The 19,854-nt window shown below is 50.3% G+C and carries 15 protein-coding genes and 2 pseudogenes; 15 read left to right on the top strand and 2 right to left on the bottom strand.

The features are described from left to right. The first annotated feature begins 104 nt into the window (after positions 1-104). On the top strand, positions 105-2,126 hold the full coding sequence (gene rep / locus AYY16_RS09285) for a DNA helicase Rep (protein WP_067365419.1): 2,022 nt from the start codon (positions 105-107) through the stop codon (positions 2,124-2,126). 15 nt (positions 2,127-2,141) lie between these two features. Then, positions 2,142-2,360 (top strand): DUF6500 family protein, encoded by a 219-nt coding sequence (locus AYY16_RS09280; RefSeq protein WP_067365416.1) that lies wholly within the window; start codon positions 2,142-2,144, stop codon positions 2,358-2,360. A gap of 166 nt (positions 2,361-2,526) precedes the next feature. Here AYY16_RS09280 and gppA read toward each other — a convergent pair whose 3' ends face one another. Both gppA and rhlB read right to left on the bottom strand, forming a co-directional pair. Beyond that, entirely contained in the window at positions 2,527-4,035 is a 1,509-nt protein-coding gene (gene gppA / locus AYY16_RS09275) for a guanosine-5'-triphosphate,3'-diphosphate diphosphatase (RefSeq protein WP_067365413.1), read from the bottom strand. A gap of 8 nt (positions 4,036-4,043) precedes the next feature. Then, positions 4,044-5,339, bottom strand: a complete 1,296-nt coding sequence (rhlB, locus tag AYY16_RS09270) for an ATP-dependent RNA helicase RhlB (protein ID WP_067365411.1) — start codon at positions 5,337-5,339, stop codon at positions 4,044-4,046. Positions 5,340-5,458: 119 nt separating this feature from the next. Between rhlB and trxA the strand changes: the two genes are divergently transcribed. The 13 genes and pseudogenes from trxA (at position 5,459) to wzyE (ending at position 19,849) form a co-directional block, all read left to right on the top strand. Next, a complete protein-coding gene (gene trxA, locus AYY16_RS09265; RefSeq protein ID WP_067365408.1) occupies positions 5,459-5,785 on the top strand; it encodes a thioredoxin TrxA in 327 nt (108 codons plus the stop codon). A 479-nt stretch (positions 5,786-6,264) separates the two neighbouring features. Then, positions 6,265-7,525, top strand: a pseudogene (gene rho / locus AYY16_RS09260) (transcription termination factor Rho). A 201-nt stretch (positions 7,526-7,726) separates the two neighbouring features. Then, positions 7,727-8,803, top strand: a complete 1,077-nt coding sequence (gene wecA / locus AYY16_RS09255) for a UDP-N-acetylglucosamine--undecaprenyl-phosphate N-acetylglucosaminephosphotransferase (RefSeq protein WP_067365405.1) — start codon at positions 7,727-7,729, stop codon at positions 8,801-8,803. 28 nt (positions 8,804-8,831) lie between these two features. Next, positions 8,832-9,887, top strand: a complete 1,056-nt coding sequence (wzzE, locus tag AYY16_RS09250) for an ECA polysaccharide chain length modulation protein (RefSeq protein WP_067365402.1) — start codon at positions 8,832-8,834, stop codon at positions 9,885-9,887. A gap of 106 nt (positions 9,888-9,993) precedes the next feature. Then, positions 9,994-11,124: a non-hydrolyzing UDP-N-acetylglucosamine 2-epimerase gene (wecB, locus tag AYY16_RS09245; RefSeq protein ID WP_067365399.1), complete on the top strand. Its 1,131-nt coding sequence runs from the start codon at positions 9,994-9,996 to the stop codon at positions 11,122-11,124. Beyond that, positions 11,121-12,383, top strand: a complete 1,263-nt coding sequence (wecC, locus tag AYY16_RS09240; protein ID WP_067365396.1) for a UDP-N-acetyl-D-mannosamine dehydrogenase — start codon at positions 11,121-11,123, stop codon at positions 12,381-12,383. The genes wecB and wecC overlap by 4 nt, the downstream gene beginning before the upstream one ends. Beyond that, positions 12,374-13,453 (top strand): dTDP-glucose 4,6-dehydratase, encoded by a 1,080-nt coding sequence (gene rffG, locus AYY16_RS20240; protein WP_190973123.1) that lies wholly within the window; start codon positions 12,374-12,376, stop codon positions 13,451-13,453. Before wecC ends, rffG begins: the two co-directional genes overlap by 10 nt. Positions 13,454-13,462: 9 nt before the next feature. Continuing rightward, entirely contained in the window at positions 13,463-14,344 is an 882-nt protein-coding gene (rfbA, locus tag AYY16_RS20235; protein ID WP_067365393.1) for a glucose-1-phosphate thymidylyltransferase RfbA, read from the top strand. After that, on the top strand, positions 14,322-15,047 hold the full coding sequence (gene rffC / locus AYY16_RS09225; protein WP_067365390.1) for a dTDP-4-amino-4,6-dideoxy-D-galactose acyltransferase: 726 nt from the start codon (positions 14,322-14,324) through the stop codon (positions 15,045-15,047). Before rfbA ends, rffC begins: the two co-directional genes overlap by 23 nt. Beyond that, complete coding sequence (rffA, locus tag AYY16_RS09220; RefSeq protein ID WP_067365387.1) at positions 15,034-16,164, top strand: dTDP-4-amino-4,6-dideoxygalactose transaminase; 1,131 nt, start codon at positions 15,034-15,036, stop codon at positions 16,162-16,164. The genes rffC and rffA overlap by 14 nt, the downstream gene beginning before the upstream one ends. A gap of 1 nt (position 16,165) precedes the next feature. Further along, positions 16,166-17,416 (top strand): lipid III flippase WzxE, encoded by a 1,251-nt coding sequence (gene wzxE / locus AYY16_RS09215; RefSeq protein ID WP_067365385.1) that lies wholly within the window; start codon positions 16,166-16,168, stop codon positions 17,414-17,416. Continuing rightward, positions 17,413-18,500 (top strand): annotated as a pseudogene (locus tag AYY16_RS09210) (TDP-N-acetylfucosamine:lipid II N-acetylfucosaminyltransferase). The gene wzxE and the pseudogene AYY16_RS09210 overlap by 4 nt, the downstream one beginning before the upstream one ends. Beyond that, positions 18,497-19,849: an ECA oligosaccharide polymerase gene (gene wzyE, locus AYY16_RS09205; protein ID WP_067365383.1), complete on the top strand. Its 1,353-nt coding sequence runs from the start codon at positions 18,497-18,499 to the stop codon at positions 19,847-19,849. Before AYY16_RS09210 ends, wzyE begins: the two are co-directional and overlap by 4 nt. Positions 19,850-19,854 lie beyond the last annotated feature (5 nt).

Here is a 19,854-nt window from a genome sequence, read left to right as displayed (position 1 = left end):
CTTAAGATGATTTCTATCCTCTGAAGCAGGGCTGGTTATACGGGCATCCTTCCTTTCTGCTACAATCCCTCCCTGTTTCAGTATCAATCGGGTTAACAACGCGTATGAAATTAAATCCTGGTCAGCAGCAGGCCGTTGAATTTGTTCAGGGGCCGTGCCTTGTGCTTGCGGGTGCCGGTTCCGGCAAAACCCGGGTGATCACCAATAAAATTGCCCATCTTATCCGCAATGTGGGGTATCAGCCTCGTCAGATAGCGGCAGTCACTTTTACCAATAAAGCGGCGCGTGAAATGAAAGCGCGTGTGGCGCAAACCCTCGGACGCAAAGAAGCCAAAGGGCTGATGATCTCGACATTCCATACCCTGGGGCTGGAGATCATCAAGCGCGAATACAAAGCGCTGGGCATGAAACGTAATTTTTCCCTGTTTGACGATCAGGATCAGCTCGCACTACTGAAAGAGCTGACGTTTGATCATCTGGAAGAAGATAAAGAGCTTCTGCAACAGGTGATCAGTCAGATCTCAAACTGGAAAAATGCGCTGCTGACACCTGAGCAGGCAAAAGGGCAGGCGAAATCAGAGCGTGATCATACATTTGCAGAGTGTTACCGGCGTTATGAGCTGCATTTAAGCAGCTGTAATGTTCTGGATTTTGATGATTTGATAACCAAACCGACGCTGCTTTTTGCGCGAGATAATCGTGTTCTGGAGCGCTGGCAGCAGCGCATTCGCTATCTGCTGGTGGATGAGTATCAGGATACAAACACCAGCCAGTATCAGCTGGTTAAATTGCTGGTGGGCAAGCGCGCATTTTTTACGGTGGTCGGGGATGATGATCAGTCGATTTACTCCTGGCGCGGGGCGCAGCCCAAAAACCTCGTTTTGCTGAATGAGGATTTCCCTGAGTTACGAGTGATCAAACTGGAGCAAAATTACCGCTCCTCCGGCTGTATTCTGAATGCCGCGAATATTTTGATCGCCAATAACCCGCATGTATTTGAAAAACGGTTATTTTCTAATCTTGGCTATGGCGATCCGCTAAAAGTGATCGTGGCGAATAATGAAGATCATGAAGCAGAACGCGTGGTCGGGGAATTGATCGCCCATCACTTTATCAATAAGACAGATTATAAAGATTACGCCATTTTATATCGCGGTAACCATCAGTCGCGGATCTTTGAAAAAATGCTGATGCAAAACCGGATCCCGTATCGGATCTCCGGCGGAACGTCATTTTTCTCCCGACCTGAAATCAAAGATTTACTCGCTTACCTGCGGGTACTGACCAACCGGGAAGATGACAGCGCATTCATGCGCATCGTGAATACTCCGCGCCGGGGAATAGGTCCGGCAACAATTCAGAAGCTGGGTGAATGGGCGAATGTGCGGGACAAAAGTCTTTATCAGGCCAGTTTTGACCTGGGATTGGAGCAGAGCCTTTCCGGTCAGGGGCTGGCAGCGCTGACAAATTTTACCGGCTGGCTGGCGGATGTGGAAAAATTAGTTGAGCGTGAGCCACTGGTTGCTGTACGTGACTTGCTGCACGGGCTGGATTATCAGAGCTGGCTGTTTGAAACCTCGGCAAGCCCGAAAGCGGCTGAGATGCGGATGAAAAACGTCGATCAGTTGTTCAGCTGGATGTCTGAAATGCTGGAAGGGGATGACCTGAACGAGCCGATGACGCTGGCGCAGGTTGTCACGCGATTTACACTGCGCGATATGATGGAGCGCGGTGAAGAAGATGAAGCGCTGGATCAGGTTCAGTTGATGACTTTGCATTCGTCTAAAGGGCTGGAGTTTCCGCATGTTTTCCTGGTGGGGATGGAAGAGGGTATTTTACCGCATCAGTCCAGTATTGATGAAAACAATGTGGATGAAGAGCGGCGCCTGGCGTATGTGGGGATCACGCGGGCTCAGAAATCACTCTTTTTTACCCTGTGCCGTGAACGGCGTCAGTATGGTGAGCTTATCCGCCCTGAGCACAGTCGCTTTCTGGATGAATTACCGCAGGATGATTTGCGCTGGGATGACGGTAAAAAGATAGTGAAAACAGCAGAAGAGAAGCAGCAGACAGGTCTGCGCGGTATTGCAGGTATCAAAGCAATGCTGGCAAAAAACAAAGAATAAAACAGAGTAAAGCAGATGAGAGCATCACTGAGAGAAAAAATAATAACGGTATGCAATGATAAAGTTCGCACGAAAGGTGAAAACGTAGGCCTTTCATTTTACGCTTTTTTTGCGAATAAAAACGATGATCCCGATTTACTTATGGAAGCCGCGACATGGTGGATTATGACCCATAAATTGGATCACTTTGAAAAAGCCCATAAAATTAAAGCCCTGGTACTGTCAGAAGACTGACAGGCAGAGCTTTATACCCTTATTCATTCAAACTGCAGGTTCGTTGGCGGAACGAGGATAGCCAGGTCACATACTGATGTATGCTCCCCGTCTATCTTCACTTGCCGCCTGCCTGCATCTTGAATGACGTTGGGTATAGCATCCACTACTCAATGTATGACCACTCTCAGCCGTGAGTTGAGGGTGCCTGTTCTTCCAGCATCAGCGACCATTGTGCATAACTTTGCCACTGAATTTCCTGCGACAATGCTTCGGCGCGCAGAGGGTGTGATTGCTGCCAGCCCGCGGGTAATGTCAGTATCAATCCTTCAGCAGCGGCGCGGATACGCAATGACGGGAGAGTATCATCACGGCGGCGGCTGGCAAAAATAATCGCCAGACGCAGCAGGCGGCACAGGCAGCCCGCTTCGCGCGGCGTCAGTGCATTTTGCTGATTCAGCGAGTTGATATCCGCAGGTCCGCTTTGGTTGCGCAGCAATACAGATAACAAACGCCGCTGTGCCGGTGTGAATCCCGGCAGATCCAGATTACTGACCAGATACCCGGCATGTTCAGGTCCGTTGCGGAAATCCACACTCAGCCCGATCTCGTGGATGAGCGCGGCGCTGCTGAGAAGCTCCCGGCAGCGGATATCTAATTGCCAGGCAGAAGAAACCTGGCGGAAGAAATGATCCGTCAGTTGCCGGACCCGTTCACCCTGAGCGACATCTATCTGAAAGCGTTCCTGAACATTTTTGAGTGTCCGGGTGCGGATATCCTGCTCAACAGGCAGATCCAGCATGCCGTAAACCAGCCCTTCACGCAGCGCGCCACCCGCAAGTGTCATGCTGTCAATTTCAAGGGTTTCAAAAATGGCGATAAGGATAGCTAACCCGCTGGGGAACACGAGCGCCCGTTCCAGCGTCAGCCCTTCAATTTCAAGCTCTTCCAGTTTGCCGCATTCAATGGCTTTATGTTTGAGCAGGCGAAGTTTTGCGAGGGTAATTTGTTCATTCATTCCCTGCGCTATCATGATTTCCTGAAGCGCCTGAACGGTGCCGGATGCCCCGACACACACCTGCCAGCCCTGTTCCAGCAGCACGGGTGCCACCGGCAGAATAATGTCCCGGGCGGCCTGTTCGGCACCGGCAAAATTATCGGTGGTAAGGGATCGGTCTGTAAAGTAACGCTCAAGCCAGGTGACACAGCCCATTTCCAGGCTGAACAGCGCTGTTGTTTTTGCACCGTGACCGGTGACAAGTTCTGTACTGCCGCCGCCGATATCCACCACCAGGCGTTTATCTGACCCGCCGGTAGTGTGAGCAACACCCTGATAAATCAGGCGTGCTTCTTCTTCGCCCCGGATAACAGTCACCGGATGTCCGAGGATCTCCGATGCTGTTGCCAGGAATTCACCGGCATTTTTTGCCAGACGTAGTGTGGCGGTTGCCACAATACGGATCTGAGAATCAGGAATATCCTGTAAATGTTCGGAAAACAGCCGCAGGCACTGCCAACCCCGCGCCATAGCAGCCGGTGACAGAATATTATCTTTATCCAGCCCGGTGGCGAGACGGACTTTCCGTTTCACGCGGGACAGTACCTGGATGCTGCCGGCGACTTCCCGCACCACCAGCATATGAAAGCTGTTGGAGCCTAAATCGATAGCAGCATAGAGCGAAGACGATCTCAGCATGGCGTCCTTCAGTGTTTGGTCCGGTTATTACTATGACGCGGTCCGTTGCTGTTACGGCGCGGCATATTACGGCGGTTCTGACCTCCGCCCGTACGCGGCGGACGACGGCGGCGTTTCGGCACCGGCAGCTCAGTCAGCAGTGCGTCACTGTTGTATTTACTGACCGGAATCGGGTGTCCGGTGTATTCTTCGATTCCCGGCAGGTTCAGGGCGTACTCTTCACAGGCTAAGCTGATAGAGTGACCACTTTCCCCTGCACGACCGGTACGGCCGATGCGGTGTACGTAATCTTCACAGTCATCCGGCAGGTCATAGTTAAAGACATGGGTGACCAGCGGGATATGTAAGCCGCGTGCTGCAACATCAGTTGCAACCAGGATATCAAGATTGCCGTGCGTGAAATCCTCGAGGATACGCAGACGTTTTTTCTGTGCCACATCACCGGTCAGCAGACCGACACGATGACCATCGGCAGCCAGATGTGCCCAGATATCTTCACAACGGTGTTTCGTGTTGGCGAAGATAATGCAGCGGTCAGGCCACTCTTCTTCCAGCAACGTCTGTAACAGACGCATTTTTTCTTCATTGGACGGATAGAACAGCTCTTCTTTGATCAGATGTCCGGTGCGCTGCTCCGGCTCAATTTCAATATATTCAGGGCTGTTCATTTGTTCGAATGCCAGTTCACGGACACGATAAGACAGTGTCGCGGAGAACAGCAGGTTCATTCGTTGAGAGCATGGCGGCATCTGGCGGAACAGCCAGCGGATATCTTTGATAAAACCAAGATCGTACATACGATCAGCTTCATCAAGAACCACAACCTGAATAGCACTCAGGTCAAGGCGACCCTGTTTGGCGAAATCAATTAAGCGGCCGGTGGTACCGATAATGACATCGACGCCTTCTTCCAGCACTTTGATTTGTTTGTCGTAACCATCGCCGCCGTAAGCCAGCCCGGTTTTCAGTCCGGTGCTTTGTGAGAGCGGTTCTGCATCAGAGTGGATCTGAACCGCAAGTTCGCGGGTCGGTGCCATAATCAGCGCACGCGGCTGATTAATTTTACGGCCTTCCGGTGCCGGCGTTGTAAGAAGATGATGAAATGTTGACGCTAAGAATGCCAGCGTCTTTCCTGTTCCTGTTTGTGCCTGTCCTGCAACATCACGTCCGCCGATTGTCAGGGGGAGTGTCAGCGCCTGAATAGGCGTGCAATTAGAAAAGCCCTTTGAATCAAGTGCTTCTACTACTTTTGTATGCAAGGCGAAGTCAGAAAACTTCTTGTCTGTTAAATGTGTTTTGCTCATATTTAGATAGAATATCAGTTTAATGTTGCGTTACGGAAGCCTATCCGCTGAAATAGGCAAATCCTATCATTAGTTAGTGTTAAACTAATGGGGTATTGTATAAATCTTGGAGCTGAACAATGAGCGATAAAATTATTCACCTGACTGATTCCAGTTTTGAACAACTCGTGTTAAAAGCAACCGGCCCTGTACTCGTTGACTTTTGGGCGGCATGGTGTGGTCCTTGTAAAATGATTGCCCCTATTCTAGACGAAATCGCCGAAGAATATGCAGGGAAAATTACCATCACTAAACTGAACATCGATGATAACCCGCAGACCGCGCCTCAATACGGCATCCGTGGTATTCCCACACTGCTGCTGTTTAAAGATGGCAGCGTGAAAGCGACCCAGGTTGGTGCAGTGTCTAAGACACAACTGAAAACGTTCATCGATAATAATATCTGATTGTTCATTTTAGTGCATATTATTAAGACGTCCGGGGGCGACAACAAATTATCAGTGTTCACCCGCTGGACGTCTTGTCTGAAGCATGTTAAGTTAGCGCCAGCTGGTCAGGTATTGTTTAAATTCTGCTGACAGCATAGCATAGCATACTGACTACTCTGTAGTGTCTGAAAGTCTGTTATCTCCGGATACATCTTGGTATCCGATACGCCGGTCACATAATCCGGTTATCCCTCGGAGATAAATCTAATTTGCGGGAATGTCACCCAATTTGTTCTCTCAAAATAGGATGTGTATCACATCTTGCCTTGCGCCCGGTGTGCACAGTCAGTCTTGCAGGCGATTACGCGGAAATACACATAACAGTCGTATTAACCGTGAACATCGATTCTGTAACAAATTAACCTGGTAACGCTGACGTTACCTTACTATTCACGTTCATAATCCGAGATACACCCCGAGTCAAAGAACCCACCATTATGAATCTTACCGAATTAAAAAATACGCCGGTATCAGACCTGATTACCCTTGGCGAAAACATGGGGCTTGAGAATCAGGCCCGTATGAGAAAACAGGACATCATCTTCTCTATCCTCAAGCAACATGCGAAGAGTGGAGAGGATATTTTCGGTGATGGCGTGCTGGAGATATTGCAGGATGGATTCGGATTCCTCCGCTCCGGTGACAGTTCATACCTCGCAGGCCCTGATGACATCTACGTTTCTCCAAGCCAAATCCGCCGTTTTAACCTTCGCACCGGTGATACCATTTCAGGTAAAATCCGTCCGCCGAAAGAAGGCGAACGTTACTTTGCGTTATTAAAAGTTAATGAAGTTAACTTTGATAAACCTGAAAATGCCCGTAACAAAATTCTGTTTGAAAACTTAACCCCGCTGCACGCAAACCGACGTCTGCGTATGGAACGTGGTAATGGTTCAACAGAAGATTTAACCGCGCGTGTTCTGGATCTGGCAGCACCTATCGGTCGTGGTCAGCGTGGTCTTATCGTGGCACCGCCGAAAGCCGGTAAAACCATGTTGCTGCAAAATATTGCGGCAAATATCGCGCATAACTATCCTGATTGCGTTCTGATGGTACTGCTGATTGATGAGCGTCCGGAAGAAGTGACCGAGATGCAGCGTCTGGTGAAAGGCGAAGTGATTGCCTCTACGTTTGATGAGCCTGCGGCCCGTCACGTTCAGGTTGCTGAAATGGTTATCGAGAAAGCTAAACGTCTGGTTGAGCATAAAAAAAGACGTTATTATTCTGCTCGACTCCATTACGCGTCTGGCCCGTGCTTACAACACCGTTGTACCATCATCCGGTAAAGTATTAACCGGTGGTGTGGATGCGAATGCCTTACATCGTCCTAAGCGTTTCTTTGGTGCGGCACGTAATGTGGAAGAGGGCGGAAGCCTGACCATCATCGCGACTGCGCTGGTTGATACCGGGTCGAAGATGGATGAAGTCATTTACGAAGAATTTAAAGGAACAGGTAATATGGAATTACACCTGTCCCGTAAAATTGCTGAAAAACGTGTCTTCCCTGCGATTGATTACAACCGCTCCGGTACACGTAAAGAAGAGCTGCTGACGACTCAGGATGAATTACAGAAAATGTGGATCCTGCGCAAAATTATCCATCCGATGGGTGAGATTGATGCAATGGAGTTCCTGATCAACAAGCTGGCGATGACGAAGACGAACGAAGATTTCTTCGACTTTATGAAACGCTCGTAGCTTTTCGACGACACTTTATAACTAACGCCGCATGCAATGTGGCGTTTTTTTTTTACCGGTTATGTTTGAAACCCTTGCCGGATAAGGCGTGGTATGTTTCTTGCATATATTATTTTGCCTGAAAATGGCAAGTTCTGCGCGGTGTTGTCAGCCGGCAGGGATAATAAAAAATAGCTGAAAAGGGTTGTTGTGAATCTCACTATGTTAACTGAACTCCTAATCATATTTGTATTCGCTACAGTAACGGTCTTTGTTGCCCGTAAAGCCGGTATCGCTATCGGTTTGGTGGATAAACCCAATTACCGCAAAAAACATCAGGGACTGGTCCCGTTAGTCGGCGGGATTTCTATCTTTATCAGTGTCTGTTTTGCGTTCCTCATCAGTGATGAGTTTATTGCACATAAATTTATTTACCTCGGTTGTGCGGCGCTGCTTGTTTTTGTGGGTGCGTTGGATGACCGGTTTGATATCAGTGTGAAACTGCGCGCCGGTATTCAGGCAGCAGTCGCTATCGTGATGATGGTGTTTGCCAACCTGAAGCTCGACAGCCTGGGTCATGCATTCGGCGGATGGGAACTGACTCTTGGTCCGTTCAGTTATGTGCTGACATTGTTCGCGGTATGGGGCGCGGTAAATGCGTTCAATATGGTGGATGGTATTGACGGGCTGCTCGGCGGGCTTTCCTGTGTGTCTTTCGGCGCGCTGGGAATTCTGTTTGCGCTGAGCGGTAACAGCGGTCTGGCGTTCTGGTGCTTTACCTTTATTGTCGCGATCCTGCCATATATCTGCTTTAACTTAGGGCTGTTCGGCCGCCGCTTTAAAGTCTTTATGGGTGATGCGGGCAGTACATTGATCGGCTTTACGATTATCTGGTTACTGACGTCCGCATCACAGGGCGCGGAGCCGCATGCGATTAATGCGGTTACGGCACTGTGGATTATTGCTATTCCGCTGATGGACATGGTGGCAATCATGTACCGCCGTCTGCGTAAAGGAATGAGTCCGTTCTCACCGGATCGCCAGCATATTCATCATCTGATTATGCGTTCCGGGTTTACGTCCCGCGAATCTTTTGTGGTGATAACCCTGGCGGCAGCTGTATTAGCCGCGATTGGTATTGCCGGACAGTTGCTCAGCTTTGTCCCTGAATGGGTGATGTTGGCACTGTTCTTGCTTGCTTTTATTATGTATGGCTACTGCATTAAACGCGCCTGGAAAGTCGCCCGTTTTATCAAACGCCACAGACGCCGTATGCGTCGCAAATCGGCCACACACTAAATTTTTAACCACAGAGGCTCGTGTTGATATGCGTTCAGAAAATAATCCGGACCCGCAACAAACGCAGTATGACCAGGAATTAGATATCCGCGCGCTGTTTGTTTCATTGTGGCGCGGCAAGGTATGGATAGTCGGTATTGCCGTTGTGTTTGCGCTGGTATCTCTGGGTGCCAGTTACTTTATGCAGCAAAAATGGAACTCGACGGCGATCACAGATTATCCGACGGTTAATAATTTAGGCGGATATTATTCACAGCAGCAATTTATGCGCAATCTGGATAACCATCTGAATGCGGCTCAGGAATCAGCAGCACTGCTGCCTATCCCGAATGAAGCCTACCAGGAATTTATTACTCAGGCGGCCTCTTATGATACCCGCCGTGATTTCTGGCTACAGACGGATTATTACAAATCCCGCATGGAAAATGATGCCAAAGCAGATGCCGCGCTGCTGGATGAGATGATCAATAACATCACGCTGACCCCGCGTGATGATACTAAAAAACTGGTCAATGATACGCTGACATTAACCGCTGAATCTGCGGAAGAATCAGCAGCACTGCTGCGCCAGTATATTGATTTTGCCAGCAACCGTGCAGCTCTGAACCTGAATGATGAACTGAAAGGCGCGTGGGCAACCCGCACACAATCACTGAAAGCACTGGTGAAACGCCAGAAAATGGTGGCTGAATCTCTTTATCAGCGCGAAACCGGTTTGCTGAAAAATGCACTCGTGACGGCACAAAAACAGGGTATCAGCCGCAGCCAGACAGATGTTCCTGTCAATGAACTGCCGAAATCACAGCTCTTTTTATTAGGTACACCAATGTTGCAGGCACGCCTGGAAACACTGGAAGCCACCGGGCCGGATTTTGATAAAGACTATGAGCAGAATATCGCCATGTTATCGACACTGAATGTCGGTCCGACACTGGATGAGAGCTTCCGTGCATATCGTTACCTGCGTACACCGGATGAGCCAATCAAGCGCGACAGTCCGCGCCGTGCGTTCATGATGATTATGTGGGGCTTTATCGGTGCGCTGGCAGGAGCCGGTGTGGCACTGGCCCGTCGTCGTCCGTAGTTACGGTAAGAAATAACCGGCCGGAAACCTGTGTTCCGGCCTGTTTTAAGGCGGGAAACCGCCACCGGCTCAAAGCCGGATATCATATAAATAAAAGAGAATCTCAGTGAAAGTATTGACTGTATTTGGTACCCGTCCTGAAGCCATCAAAATGGCTCCGCTGGTACATGCGCTGGCCGCAGATAACGCTTTTGAAGCAAAAGTCTGTGTCACCGCGCAACATCGTGAAATGCTGGATCAGGTCTTACACCTTTTTGAGATCACACCTGATTATGATCTCAATATTATGCGCCCGGGGCAGGATTTAACGGATATCACCTGTCATATTCTTGAAGGGTTGAAACCGGTTTTTGCCGATTTTAAACCCGATGTCGTTCTGGTTCACGGCGACACGGCAACAACCATGGCGACCAGCCTGGCGGCGTTCTATCACCGCATCCCGGTCGGACATGTTGAAGCCGGTCTGCGTACCGGAAATCTCTACTCGCCGTGGCCGGAAGAGGCCAACCGGAAAATCGCCGGACATCTGGCGATGTATCATTTTGCACCCACCGAAAACTCGCGTGAGAACTTACTGCGTGAGGGGATAAACGGCAGTCATATTTTTGTCACCGGTAACTCGGTGATTGATGCGCTGCTGTCTGTCCGCGACCGCATCATGCAGGATAAAGATTTGCTGGATCAACTGGATGCGAAGTATCCGTTTATCGACAGCAACAAAAAAATGATCCTTGTGACCGGTCACCGCCGTGAAAGTTTTGGGGATGGTTTTGAGCGGATTTGTCATGCGCTGGCCGAGATCGCCACTGCACATCCGGAAGTCCAGATTGTGTACCCGGTCCATCTCAACCCGAATGTGAGTGAGCCGGTAAAACGAATTCTGCATGATATCAGCAACATTGTTTTAATCAGCCCGCAGGATTACCTTCCTTTTGTGTATCTTATGAACCATGCTTATATGATCCTGACCGACTCCGGTGGTATCCAGGAAGAAGCACCGTCATTAGGTAAACCGGTTCTGGTGATGCGTGACACCACTGAGCGCCCGGAAGCGATTGACGCGGGTACTGTTCGTTTAGTCGGCACAGAAACCGACACTATCGTTCGCGAAGTAACACGATTGCTGACCGATCCGGCGGCTTATCATGAGATGAGCCGTTCACATAACCCGTACGGGGACGGAAAAGCGTGCCAGCGTATTCTTGAAGCATTGAAAAACAATCAGGTGACATTATGAGTTTTGAAACTATTTCTGTTGTCGGTCTGGGTTACATCGGTTTGCCAACAGCGGCAGCATTTGCTTCCCGTCAGAAAAAAGTGGTTGGTGTGGATGTGAACCAGCATGCGGTTGATACCATTAATCGTGGTGAAATTCATATCGTGGAGCCGGATTTAGGCGCGGTCGTGAAAACAGCCGTTGATGGCGGTTTCCTGAAAGCCTTTACCAAACCACAACCTGCGGATGCGTTCCTGATTGCAGTGCCGACCCCGTTTAAAGGGGATCATGAGCCGGATCTGGTTTTTGTTCAGTCAGCGGCAGAATCTATTGCGCCGGTACTGAAAAAAGGGGATTTGGTTATCCTTGAATCCACCTCTCCGGTTGGTGCGACTGAGCAGATGGCAGAATGGCTGGCGGTTGCCCGCCCGGATCTGACGTTCCCGCAGCAGGCGGGTGAAGACGCGGATATTGATATTGCTTACTGCCCTGAGCGTGTGTTGCCGGGTCAGGTAATGGTTGAACTGATTAAAAATGACCGTGTTGTCGGCGGCATGACAGCAAAATCGTCAAAACGCGCCAGCGAACTGTATTACATCTTCCTGGAAGGGGAGTGTGTAATCACTAACGCACGCACGGCTGAAATGTGCAAACTGACTGAAAACAGCTTCCGTGATGTCAATATTGCATTTGCCAATGAATTATCACTGATTTGTGCCGATCAGGGCATCAACGTCTGGGAACTGATCAGCCTGGCAAACCGCCATCCGCGCGTGAATATCTTACAGCCGGGTCCGGGTGTGGGCGGACACTGTATCGCCGTTGACCCGTGGTTTATCGTGGCGCAGAACCCGAAACAGGCGCGTCTGATCCATACCGCACGTCTGGTTAACGATGGCAAACCACTGTGGGTTATCGACCAGGTGAAAGCTGCCGTTGCGGATTGCCTGACAGAAACCGGCAAACGTGCGGGTGAAGTGACCATTGCCTGCTTTGGTCTGGCATTTAAACCAAATATTGATGATTTACGTGAAAGCCCGGCCGTTCATGTTACTAAAATGGTGGCAGAGTGGCATGCAGGGAAAACCCTGGCGGTCGAACCGAATGTTCACGAACTGCCTAATAAGCTGAAAGGGCTGGCTGAGCTGACATCAATCGACAAAGCGATTGCTGACGCTGATATTATCCTGCTGCTCGTTGACCACACACCGTTTAAAAATATTCCGGGCAGCCAGATCCCGCAGAAATGGATCATCGACACCAAAGGAGTATGGCGTTGAAACGCATTTTAGTGACAGGCGGAGCCGGTTTTATCGGCTCTGCTGTTGTTCGTCATATTATCCGTGATACGGCTGACAGTGTGGTGGTGGTTGATAAACTGACCTACGCCGGGAACCTTGAGTCCCTGGCGCCGGTCGCTGATGACGCGCGCTATACCTTTGAACAGGTTGATATTTGCGACCGCGCGGCACTTGACCGCGTGTTTGCACAGTATCAGCCGGATGCCGTGATGCATCTGGCAGCCGAAAGTCATGTTGACCGCTCCATTGATGGTCCGGCTGATTTTATCGAAACTAACATTGTGGGCACTTACACACTGTTGGAGGCCGCGCGGCATTACTGGCAGGCGCTGGATGCAGAGAAAAAATCCGCTTTCCGTTTTCATCATATCTCCACTGATGAAGTGTATGGTGACCTGGAAGGACCGGATGGCTTTTTCACTGAAACCACACCGTATGCACCGAGCAGCCCGTATTCTGCATCCAAAGCGTCCAGTGACCATCTGGTGCGCGCCTGGCTGCGGACTTACGGCTTCCCGACCATTATTACCAACTGCTCAAATAATTACGGACCGTATCACTTTCCGGAAAAACTGATCCCGCTGGTGATCCTCAATGCGATCTCAGGCAAACCGCTGCCGGTTTACGGTAAAGGCGAGCAGATCCGCGACTGGCTGTTTGTAGATGATCATGCGCGCGCACTGTATACGGTTGTCACGCAGGCAAAAGTTGGCGAAACCTATAATATCGGCGGTCATAATGAGCGCAAAAATATTCAGGTTGTCGAAACCATCTGTTCACTGCTGGAAGAACTGTATCCTCAAAAGCCCGCCGGTGTTGCTCAGTACCGCGATTTAATCACTTATGTGACTGATCGCCCTGGTCATGACCTGCGCTATGCGATTGATGCTGACAAAATTGAGCGTGACCTTGGCTGGCGTCCGCAGGAAACCTTTGAGTCCGGGATACGCAAAACCGTGGAATGGTATCTGAATAATGAAACCTGGTGGAGCCGGGTGCAGGACGGCTCTTATGCCGGACAGCGCCTCGGGCTGGAAAGCGATAAGTAAGGGACTGATATGAAAGGTATTATTCTGGCCGGTGGCTCCGGCACCCGGCTGCATCCTATCACCCGTGGGGTGTCGAAGCAGTTGCTGCCGATTTACGACAAGCCGATGATCTATTATCCGCTGTCGGTGCTGATGCTCGCGGGGATCCGCGAAGTGCTGATTATTTCAACGCCGGAAGATTTGCCGTCGTTCCGCCGTCTGCTGGGCAATGGTGATCAGTTCGGGATCTCGCTGAGCTACGCGGAACAGCCATCTCCGGATGGTCTGGCGCAGGCGTTTATCATCGGTGAAGAATTTATCGGTGATGACACATGCAGCCTGGTGCTGGGTGATAACATCTTCTTTGGTCACGCGTTCAGTCCGAAACTGAAAACGGTTGCTGCCCGCACACAGGGCGCGACTGTCTTTGGTTATCAGGTTATGGACCCGGAACGTTTTGGTGTGGTGGAGTTTGATGATGAATTCCGTGCGCTCTCTATTGAAGAGAAACCGGTACAGCCAAAATCCAACTGGGCAGTAACCGGACTTTATTTTTATGATAATCAGGTAGTTGATATCGCGAAGCAGGTAAAACCTTCTGAGCGCGGCGAGCTGGAAATCACCAGTATCAACCAGATGTATCTGGAGCGCGGCGAACTGAATGTCGAGCTGCTGGGACGCGGATTTGCGTGGCTGGATACCGGCACACACGACAGCCTGATTGAGGCGAGCACCTTTGTACAGACAGTCGAGAAGCGTCAGGGCTTTAAAATTGCCTGTCTGGAAGAGATTGCATGGCGCAACGGCTGGCTGAGTGATGAACAGGTGGCAGAGTCCGCCCGTCAGCTGGCGAAAACCGGTTATGGTCAGTATCTGAAGAATTTACTTCATGTCCGTCCGCGCCAGTATTGATCCACTCGCGTGGGAAAGTGACTTTTTTGCCCTGAAAACGGCAAAACTGGCACTTTCCCCGGATGCTGCCCTCCTGACGGTCGCCGATTTCGCGCCTTATGACCTGGTGCAGGCAAAAATCACCACCGGCGACCTGAATGCGCTGGATGGCTTATCCGCACTGGGCTTTTCTTTAGCAGAAAGTGAAGTGGATTTTGCGCTGAAATTGCAGGCTGGCACAGAAAATGCAATGTCTCACAGACCGCTGTGTTATGCCGTCAGTGATGATATTGCGGTCATAAAAACGGCGGCGGCACAGGTATTTGCGCAGAGCCGCTTTCGTGCCCCCTGGTATCAGCCGGACGACAGCGCCCGGTTCTATACAACCTGGGCGGAAAAAGCGGTACTGGGTACGTTTGATAAAGATTGCCTGCTGGTTCGTAATGAAAAGAATGAAACAGCCGGGTTTGTCACACTACGCAAACCGGACGAACAGAGCGCCCGCATAGGTCTGCTGGCGGTACTGCCGGGCAATCAGGGTCAGGGAATTGGCCTGAAATTAATGTCGGCGGCGCAACAGTGGTGTGCAGAACATCACTGCCGTGTATTACGGGTTGCAACACAGCTCAGTAATCTTGCGGCAATGCGCCTTTATACAAAAAGTGGCGGTACGATTGACAGTACAGCCTATTGGTTATACCGAGGATGCAATGATTCCATTTAATAAACCACCTGTAGTCGGCACTGAAGTTGGGTATATGCAGCAGGCCATGACCAGCGGCAAGTTGTGTGGTGACGGACAGTTCACCAAAAAATGTGAAGAATGGATGGAAAAACGGTTTGGCAGCGCTAAAGTCCTGCTGACACCATCTTGTACTGCATCATTGGAAATGGCAGCAATTCTGCTGGATATTCAGGCGGGTGATGAAATCATCATGCCGAGCTACACCTTTGTTTCTACCTCGAACGCCTTTGTATTGCGCGGCGCGAAAGTAGTATTTGTGGATATCCGTCCGGATACCATGAATATTGATGAAACCAAAATCGAAGCGGCAATCACAGAGAAAACCAAAGCGATTGTACCGGTGCATTATGCGGGCGTGGCCTGTGAAATGGACACCATCATGGCACTGGCGAAGAAATATAACCTGTATGTGGTGGAAGATGCCGCACAGGGCGTGATGTCGACTTATAAAGGCCGCGCACTCGGGTCAATTGGTCATATCGGCTGTTACAGCTTCCATGAAACCAAAAACTACTCTTCCGGTGGCGAAGGCGGTGCAACGCTGATTAACGACCCCGCGATGATCCCGCGTGCAGAAATTATCCGCGAGAAAGGCACCAACCGCAGCCAGTTCTTCCGTGGTCAGGTGGATAAATATACCTGGCGTGATATCGGCTCCAGCTATCTGATGTCTGACTTACAGGCCGCTTATCTGTGGGCGCAACTGGAAGAAGCAGAAAAAATTAATGAGCGCCGTCTGGCATTCTGGCAGATTTACTACGATGCACTGACGCCGCTGGCGGAAGATGGTCTGCTGACGCTGCCGGTTGTACCGGAAGGCATGGAGCAGAATGCGCACATGTTCTACATCAAGCTGAAAGATGTGGAAGAGCGCACAGCATTCAATGAATTTATGAAATCACATGATGTATTGACGGTATTCCATTATGTGCCGCTGCACAGCTGTCCGGCAGGGGTGGAATTCGGACGTTTCAATGGTGAGGATATCTTTACCTCCCGTGAAAGTGATCGCCTGGTGCGCCTGCCGATGTTCTACAACATGAAAGAAGACGAGCAGCAAACTGTGATCCGTCTGATTAAGGATTTCTTCGCGTAATATGTCTTTAGCCAGAGCATCAATCTGGACGGCCGGCTCCACCCTGATCAAAATCGGGGCGGGGCTGTTAGTCGTCAAACTGCTGGCGCTGGCCTACGGCCCGTCCGGTATCGGGCAGGCGGGAAACTTCCGCCAGTTGGTTACGGTACTCGGCGTGCTGTCCGGCGCCGGTATTTTTAATGGTGTCACAAAATATATTGCCGAGCACCATGAGGACGCTGATAAGCGCCGGGCGATATTAGGCACGTCATCGACGATTATTCTGCTTTTTTCGACCCTGCTGGCGATTGCATTTCTGCTGTTCAGTGCACAAATCAGTGTGCTGCTGTTCGGACACGATTCATATCGTGAAGTTATCGTTGCAGTGGCATTTATTCAGATGGGAATTGGTTATGCTAACTATTTCCTTGCGATTTTAAAAGGTTACCGTGACGCCAGCGGCAATGCCCTTGCGATTGTGGCAGGCAGCCTGATTGGTGTGGCGGCGTATTATCTTTGCCTGCGGCTGTGGGGTTACGGCGGCGCACTGGCGGGGCTTGCGCTGGTGCCTGCGCTGATTATTTTCCCTGCGCTGATTATTATGCTGCGCCGTAAACGCTTCCCGCTGTCAGACCTGAAACCGGCATGGGATCGCGCGATTGCCTCGCATCTGGGGAAATTTACCCTGATGGCGCTGATGACGGCGGTAACACTGCCGGTGGCTTATATCCTGATGCGAAACCTGCTGGCGGACCGCTACAGCTGGGATGCGGTAGGGATGTGGGTTGGCGTCACCAGTATTTCAGATGCGTATTTACAGTTTATTACAGCATCATTTTCTGTCTATCTGCTGCCGACACTCGCGCGTTTACAGGAAAAAACGGCTATCCGCCGCGAAATTATAAAATCGCTGAAATTTGTATTACCCGCTGTGGCTGTTGCGAGTTTTATGGTCTGGCTGCTGCGGGATTTTGCTATCTGGTTGTTGTTTTCTGAAGAATTTACCGGAATGCGGGAGCTGTTTGTATGGCAGCTTACCGGTGATGTGCTGAAAGTGGGTGCGTATGTGTTCGGATATCTGGTGATTGCCAAAGCCGCACTGCGGTTTTATATCCTCACTGAAGTGACGCAGTTTGTGTTACTGACGCTGTCCGCATACTGGCTTATCCCTGCACACGGCGCTGTCGGCGCGGCGCAGGCGTATATGGTGACTTATATTATCTACTTCCTTTTGTGTTGTAGCGTATTTCTGATCTATTGCAGGCGAGCATGATAACTTTAATTCACGTTTTAGGATCTGATATCCCGCACCATAACCAAACCGTGCTGCGCTTCTTTAATGATGTGCTGGCACCTGCACTGCCGCGTGATGAAATGCCGGAATTTATGGTCGTTTCCACAGCCGGACAGCTTCTGGCGCAATATCCCAACCTGGAACTGGATGTTTATCCGGATAAGAAAAGCCTGGCAAATGCGGTCACCGTAAAAGCAAAACGTGACCGGCAGTGCCGCTTTTTCTTTCACGGTCAGTTTAATGCGCTGATCTGGCTGGGATTACTGTTTGGCAAAATAAAACGCCATCAGTTCTTCTGGCACATCTGGGGGGCTGATTTATATGAGGATTCCCGCCAGCTGAAATTCAGACTGTTTTATCACCTGCGCCGCCTGGCCCAAAAGCGCGTCGGGCATGTCTTCGGAACGCGCGGGGATTTAAATTACTTTGAACAGTTCCGTCCGCAGGTGCCGGGTGATTTACTCTATTTCCCGACCCGCATGGACCCGTCCCTGACAGTTTTAACACCACCGGAGCCACGCAGTATGATAATGTCATGATCCTGCTGGGTAACTCGGGTGATCGCTCAAATCGTCATACAGAGGCGCTGACACGCATTCATGCGCAGTTCGGTGACAAGGTGAAGATTATTATCCCGATGGGATATCCGGAAAATAACAGTGCTTATATTGGCGAAGTTGAAGAATTTTCAGAGAAACTGTTTTCTTCACAACAGGTTGAAATTCTGAAAGATAAAATAGACTTTGATGTTTATCTCAATCAGCTGAGACAGTGCGACCTCGGCTATTTTATCTTTAACCGCCAGCAGGGAATCGGTACGCTCTGTCTTCTGATCCAGTTCGGTATTCCGTTTGTTATCAGCCGTCAGAACCCGTTCTGGCAGGATATGACAGAGCAGCAGGTGCCGGTTCTGTTTTACGGAGATGAGTTGACTCCTGCTGTTGTTGCGCAGGCGCGTGAGCAACTGTTTGCGCTCGACCGTGAGAAAATCGCTTTTTTCAGCCCGAACTTTGTTCAGGGCTGGGAGCGTGTGCTGACCCTTTCGCAGGAGAAAAAGGCATGAGCCAGTTTGATTTTATCGGGCTGTTTGCCGTCTGGTTTATCTCACTGACGTTCATCCTGCTGCTGACCTACCGGGAGTTCCGGCGGGTTCGTTTCAATTTTAATATCTTCTTTTCCCTGCTTTATCTGCTGACTTTCTATTTCGGATTTCCGTTTACATTTACGCTGGTTTTTCAGTTTGATGTACAGGTGGTGCCGGCTTCCTCGTTGTTGCAGGCCTTGCTGGCATCAACCAGTTTCTATGCTATTTATTATGTGGCGTATAAAACCAGGCTGCGCAAAACGCAATCAACGGGCAGCCATCCGTTGTTCAGCATGAATAAAACAGAAACAAACCTGACCTGGATGCTGCTGGCGGCGATTGCCATCGGTACTGCCGGGATTTTCTTTATGGAAAACGGGTTACTGTTATTCAAGCTGAAAACCTACAGCCAGATTTTCTCAAGCCAGGTCACAGGTGTGGCGTTAAAGCGCTTCTTCTATTTCTTCATCCCCGCCATGCTGGTGGTGTTCTTCCTGAAACCGACCTTTAACCGCTGGATTGGCTTCCTGATAGCGACAGTGGCATTCGGGATTATGACTTACGTGATTGTCGGCGGAACCCGCGCCAATATCATTATTGCGTTTGCGCTTTTCCTGTTTATCGGGATTGTCCGTGGCTGGATCTCATTGTGGATGCTGGTCAGCGCCGGTGTATTCGGCGTGGTGGGTATGTTCTGGCTGGCGCTCAAACGTTACAGTCTGGATGTCAGCGGCGCAGAAGCCTTTTATACCTTCCTCTATCTGACCCGCGATACTTTCTCGCCGTGGGAGAACCTCGGGTTGCTGCTGGATAACTACGACAAAATCGAGTTTCAGGGACTGGCGCCGATCATCCGTGATTTCTATGTCTTTATCCCGGGCTGGCTGTGGCCTGACCGGCCGGATACTGTACTGAATGCAGCAAACTATTTTACCTGGGAAGTCCTGAACAACCATTCCGGGCTGGCGATTTCCCCGACACTGATAGGATCGCTGGTGGTCATGGGCGGGTTCTGGTTTGTTCCGCTCGGCGCGGTGGTGGTCGGATTAATTATCAAATGGTTTGACTGGCTCTATGTTCAGGGGCAGCGGGAAACTAACCGGTATAAAGCCGCTATTCTGCATGCTTTCTGTTTCGGCGCGATATTTAACATGATTGTGCTGGCCCGCGAAGGAATGGACTCATTTGTTTCCCGCGTGGTGTTCTTCTGTCTTATTTTTGGTTTTTGTCTGATGGTGGCGAAATTACTGTACTGGCTGTTCGAAGTGGCCGGGGTCATCCGTCATTATGTGATTTCACAGGGCAAACGCACCCGTCTTTCATCGTAAGGAAT

It is taken from the genome of Morganella psychrotolerans (genome assembly GCF_001676155.1).
In the GTDB taxonomy this organism is placed as follows: domain Bacteria; phylum Pseudomonadota; class Gammaproteobacteria; order Enterobacterales; family Enterobacteriaceae; genus Morganella; species Morganella psychrotolerans.
This window is presented reverse-complemented; position numbering and strand designations above follow the sequence as displayed.

Excerpts from the sequence above, each read along its gene's own strand:
- rep (WP_067365419.1), top strand. The coding sequence starts at position 105 with ATGAAATTAAATCCTGGTCAGCAGCAGGCCGTTGAATTTGTTCAGGGG.
- rffA (WP_067365387.1), top strand. The coding sequence starts at position 15,034 with ATGATTCCATTTAATAAACCACCTGTAGTCGGCACTGAAGTTGGGTAT.
- AYY16_RS09280 (WP_067365416.1), top strand. The coding sequence starts at position 2,142 with ATGAGAGCATCACTGAGAGAAAAAATAATAACGGTATGCAATGATAAA.
- trxA (WP_067365408.1), top strand. The coding sequence starts at position 5,459 with ATGAGCGATAAAATTATTCACCTGACTGATTCCAGTTTTGAACAACTC.
- wecA (WP_067365405.1), top strand. The coding sequence starts at position 7,727 with ATGTTAACTGAACTCCTAATCATATTTGTATTCGCTACAGTAACGGTC.
- rhlB (WP_067365411.1), bottom strand. The coding sequence starts at position 5,339 with ATGAGCAAAACACATTTAACAGACAAGAAGTTTTCTGACTTCGCCTTG.
- gppA (WP_067365413.1), bottom strand. The coding sequence starts at position 4,035 with ATGCTGAGATCGTCTTCGCTCTATGCTGCTATCGATTTAGGCTCCAAC.
- rffG (WP_190973123.1), top strand. The coding sequence starts at position 12,374 with ATGGCGTTGAAACGCATTTTAGTGACAGGCGGAGCCGGTTTTATCGGC.
- wzxE (WP_067365385.1), top strand. The coding sequence starts at position 16,166 with ATGTCTTTAGCCAGAGCATCAATCTGGACGGCCGGCTCCACCCTGATC.
- wzzE (WP_067365402.1), top strand. The coding sequence starts at position 8,832 with ATGCGTTCAGAAAATAATCCGGACCCGCAACAAACGCAGTATGACCAG.
- rfbA (WP_067365393.1), top strand. The coding sequence starts at position 13,463 with ATGAAAGGTATTATTCTGGCCGGTGGCTCCGGCACCCGGCTGCATCCT.
- rffC (WP_067365390.1), top strand. The coding sequence starts at position 14,322 with ATGTCCGTCCGCGCCAGTATTGATCCACTCGCGTGGGAAAGTGACTTT.
- wecC (WP_067365396.1), top strand. The coding sequence starts at position 11,121 with ATGAGTTTTGAAACTATTTCTGTTGTCGGTCTGGGTTACATCGGTTTG.
- wzyE (WP_067365383.1), top strand. The coding sequence starts at position 18,497 with ATGAGCCAGTTTGATTTTATCGGGCTGTTTGCCGTCTGGTTTATCTCA.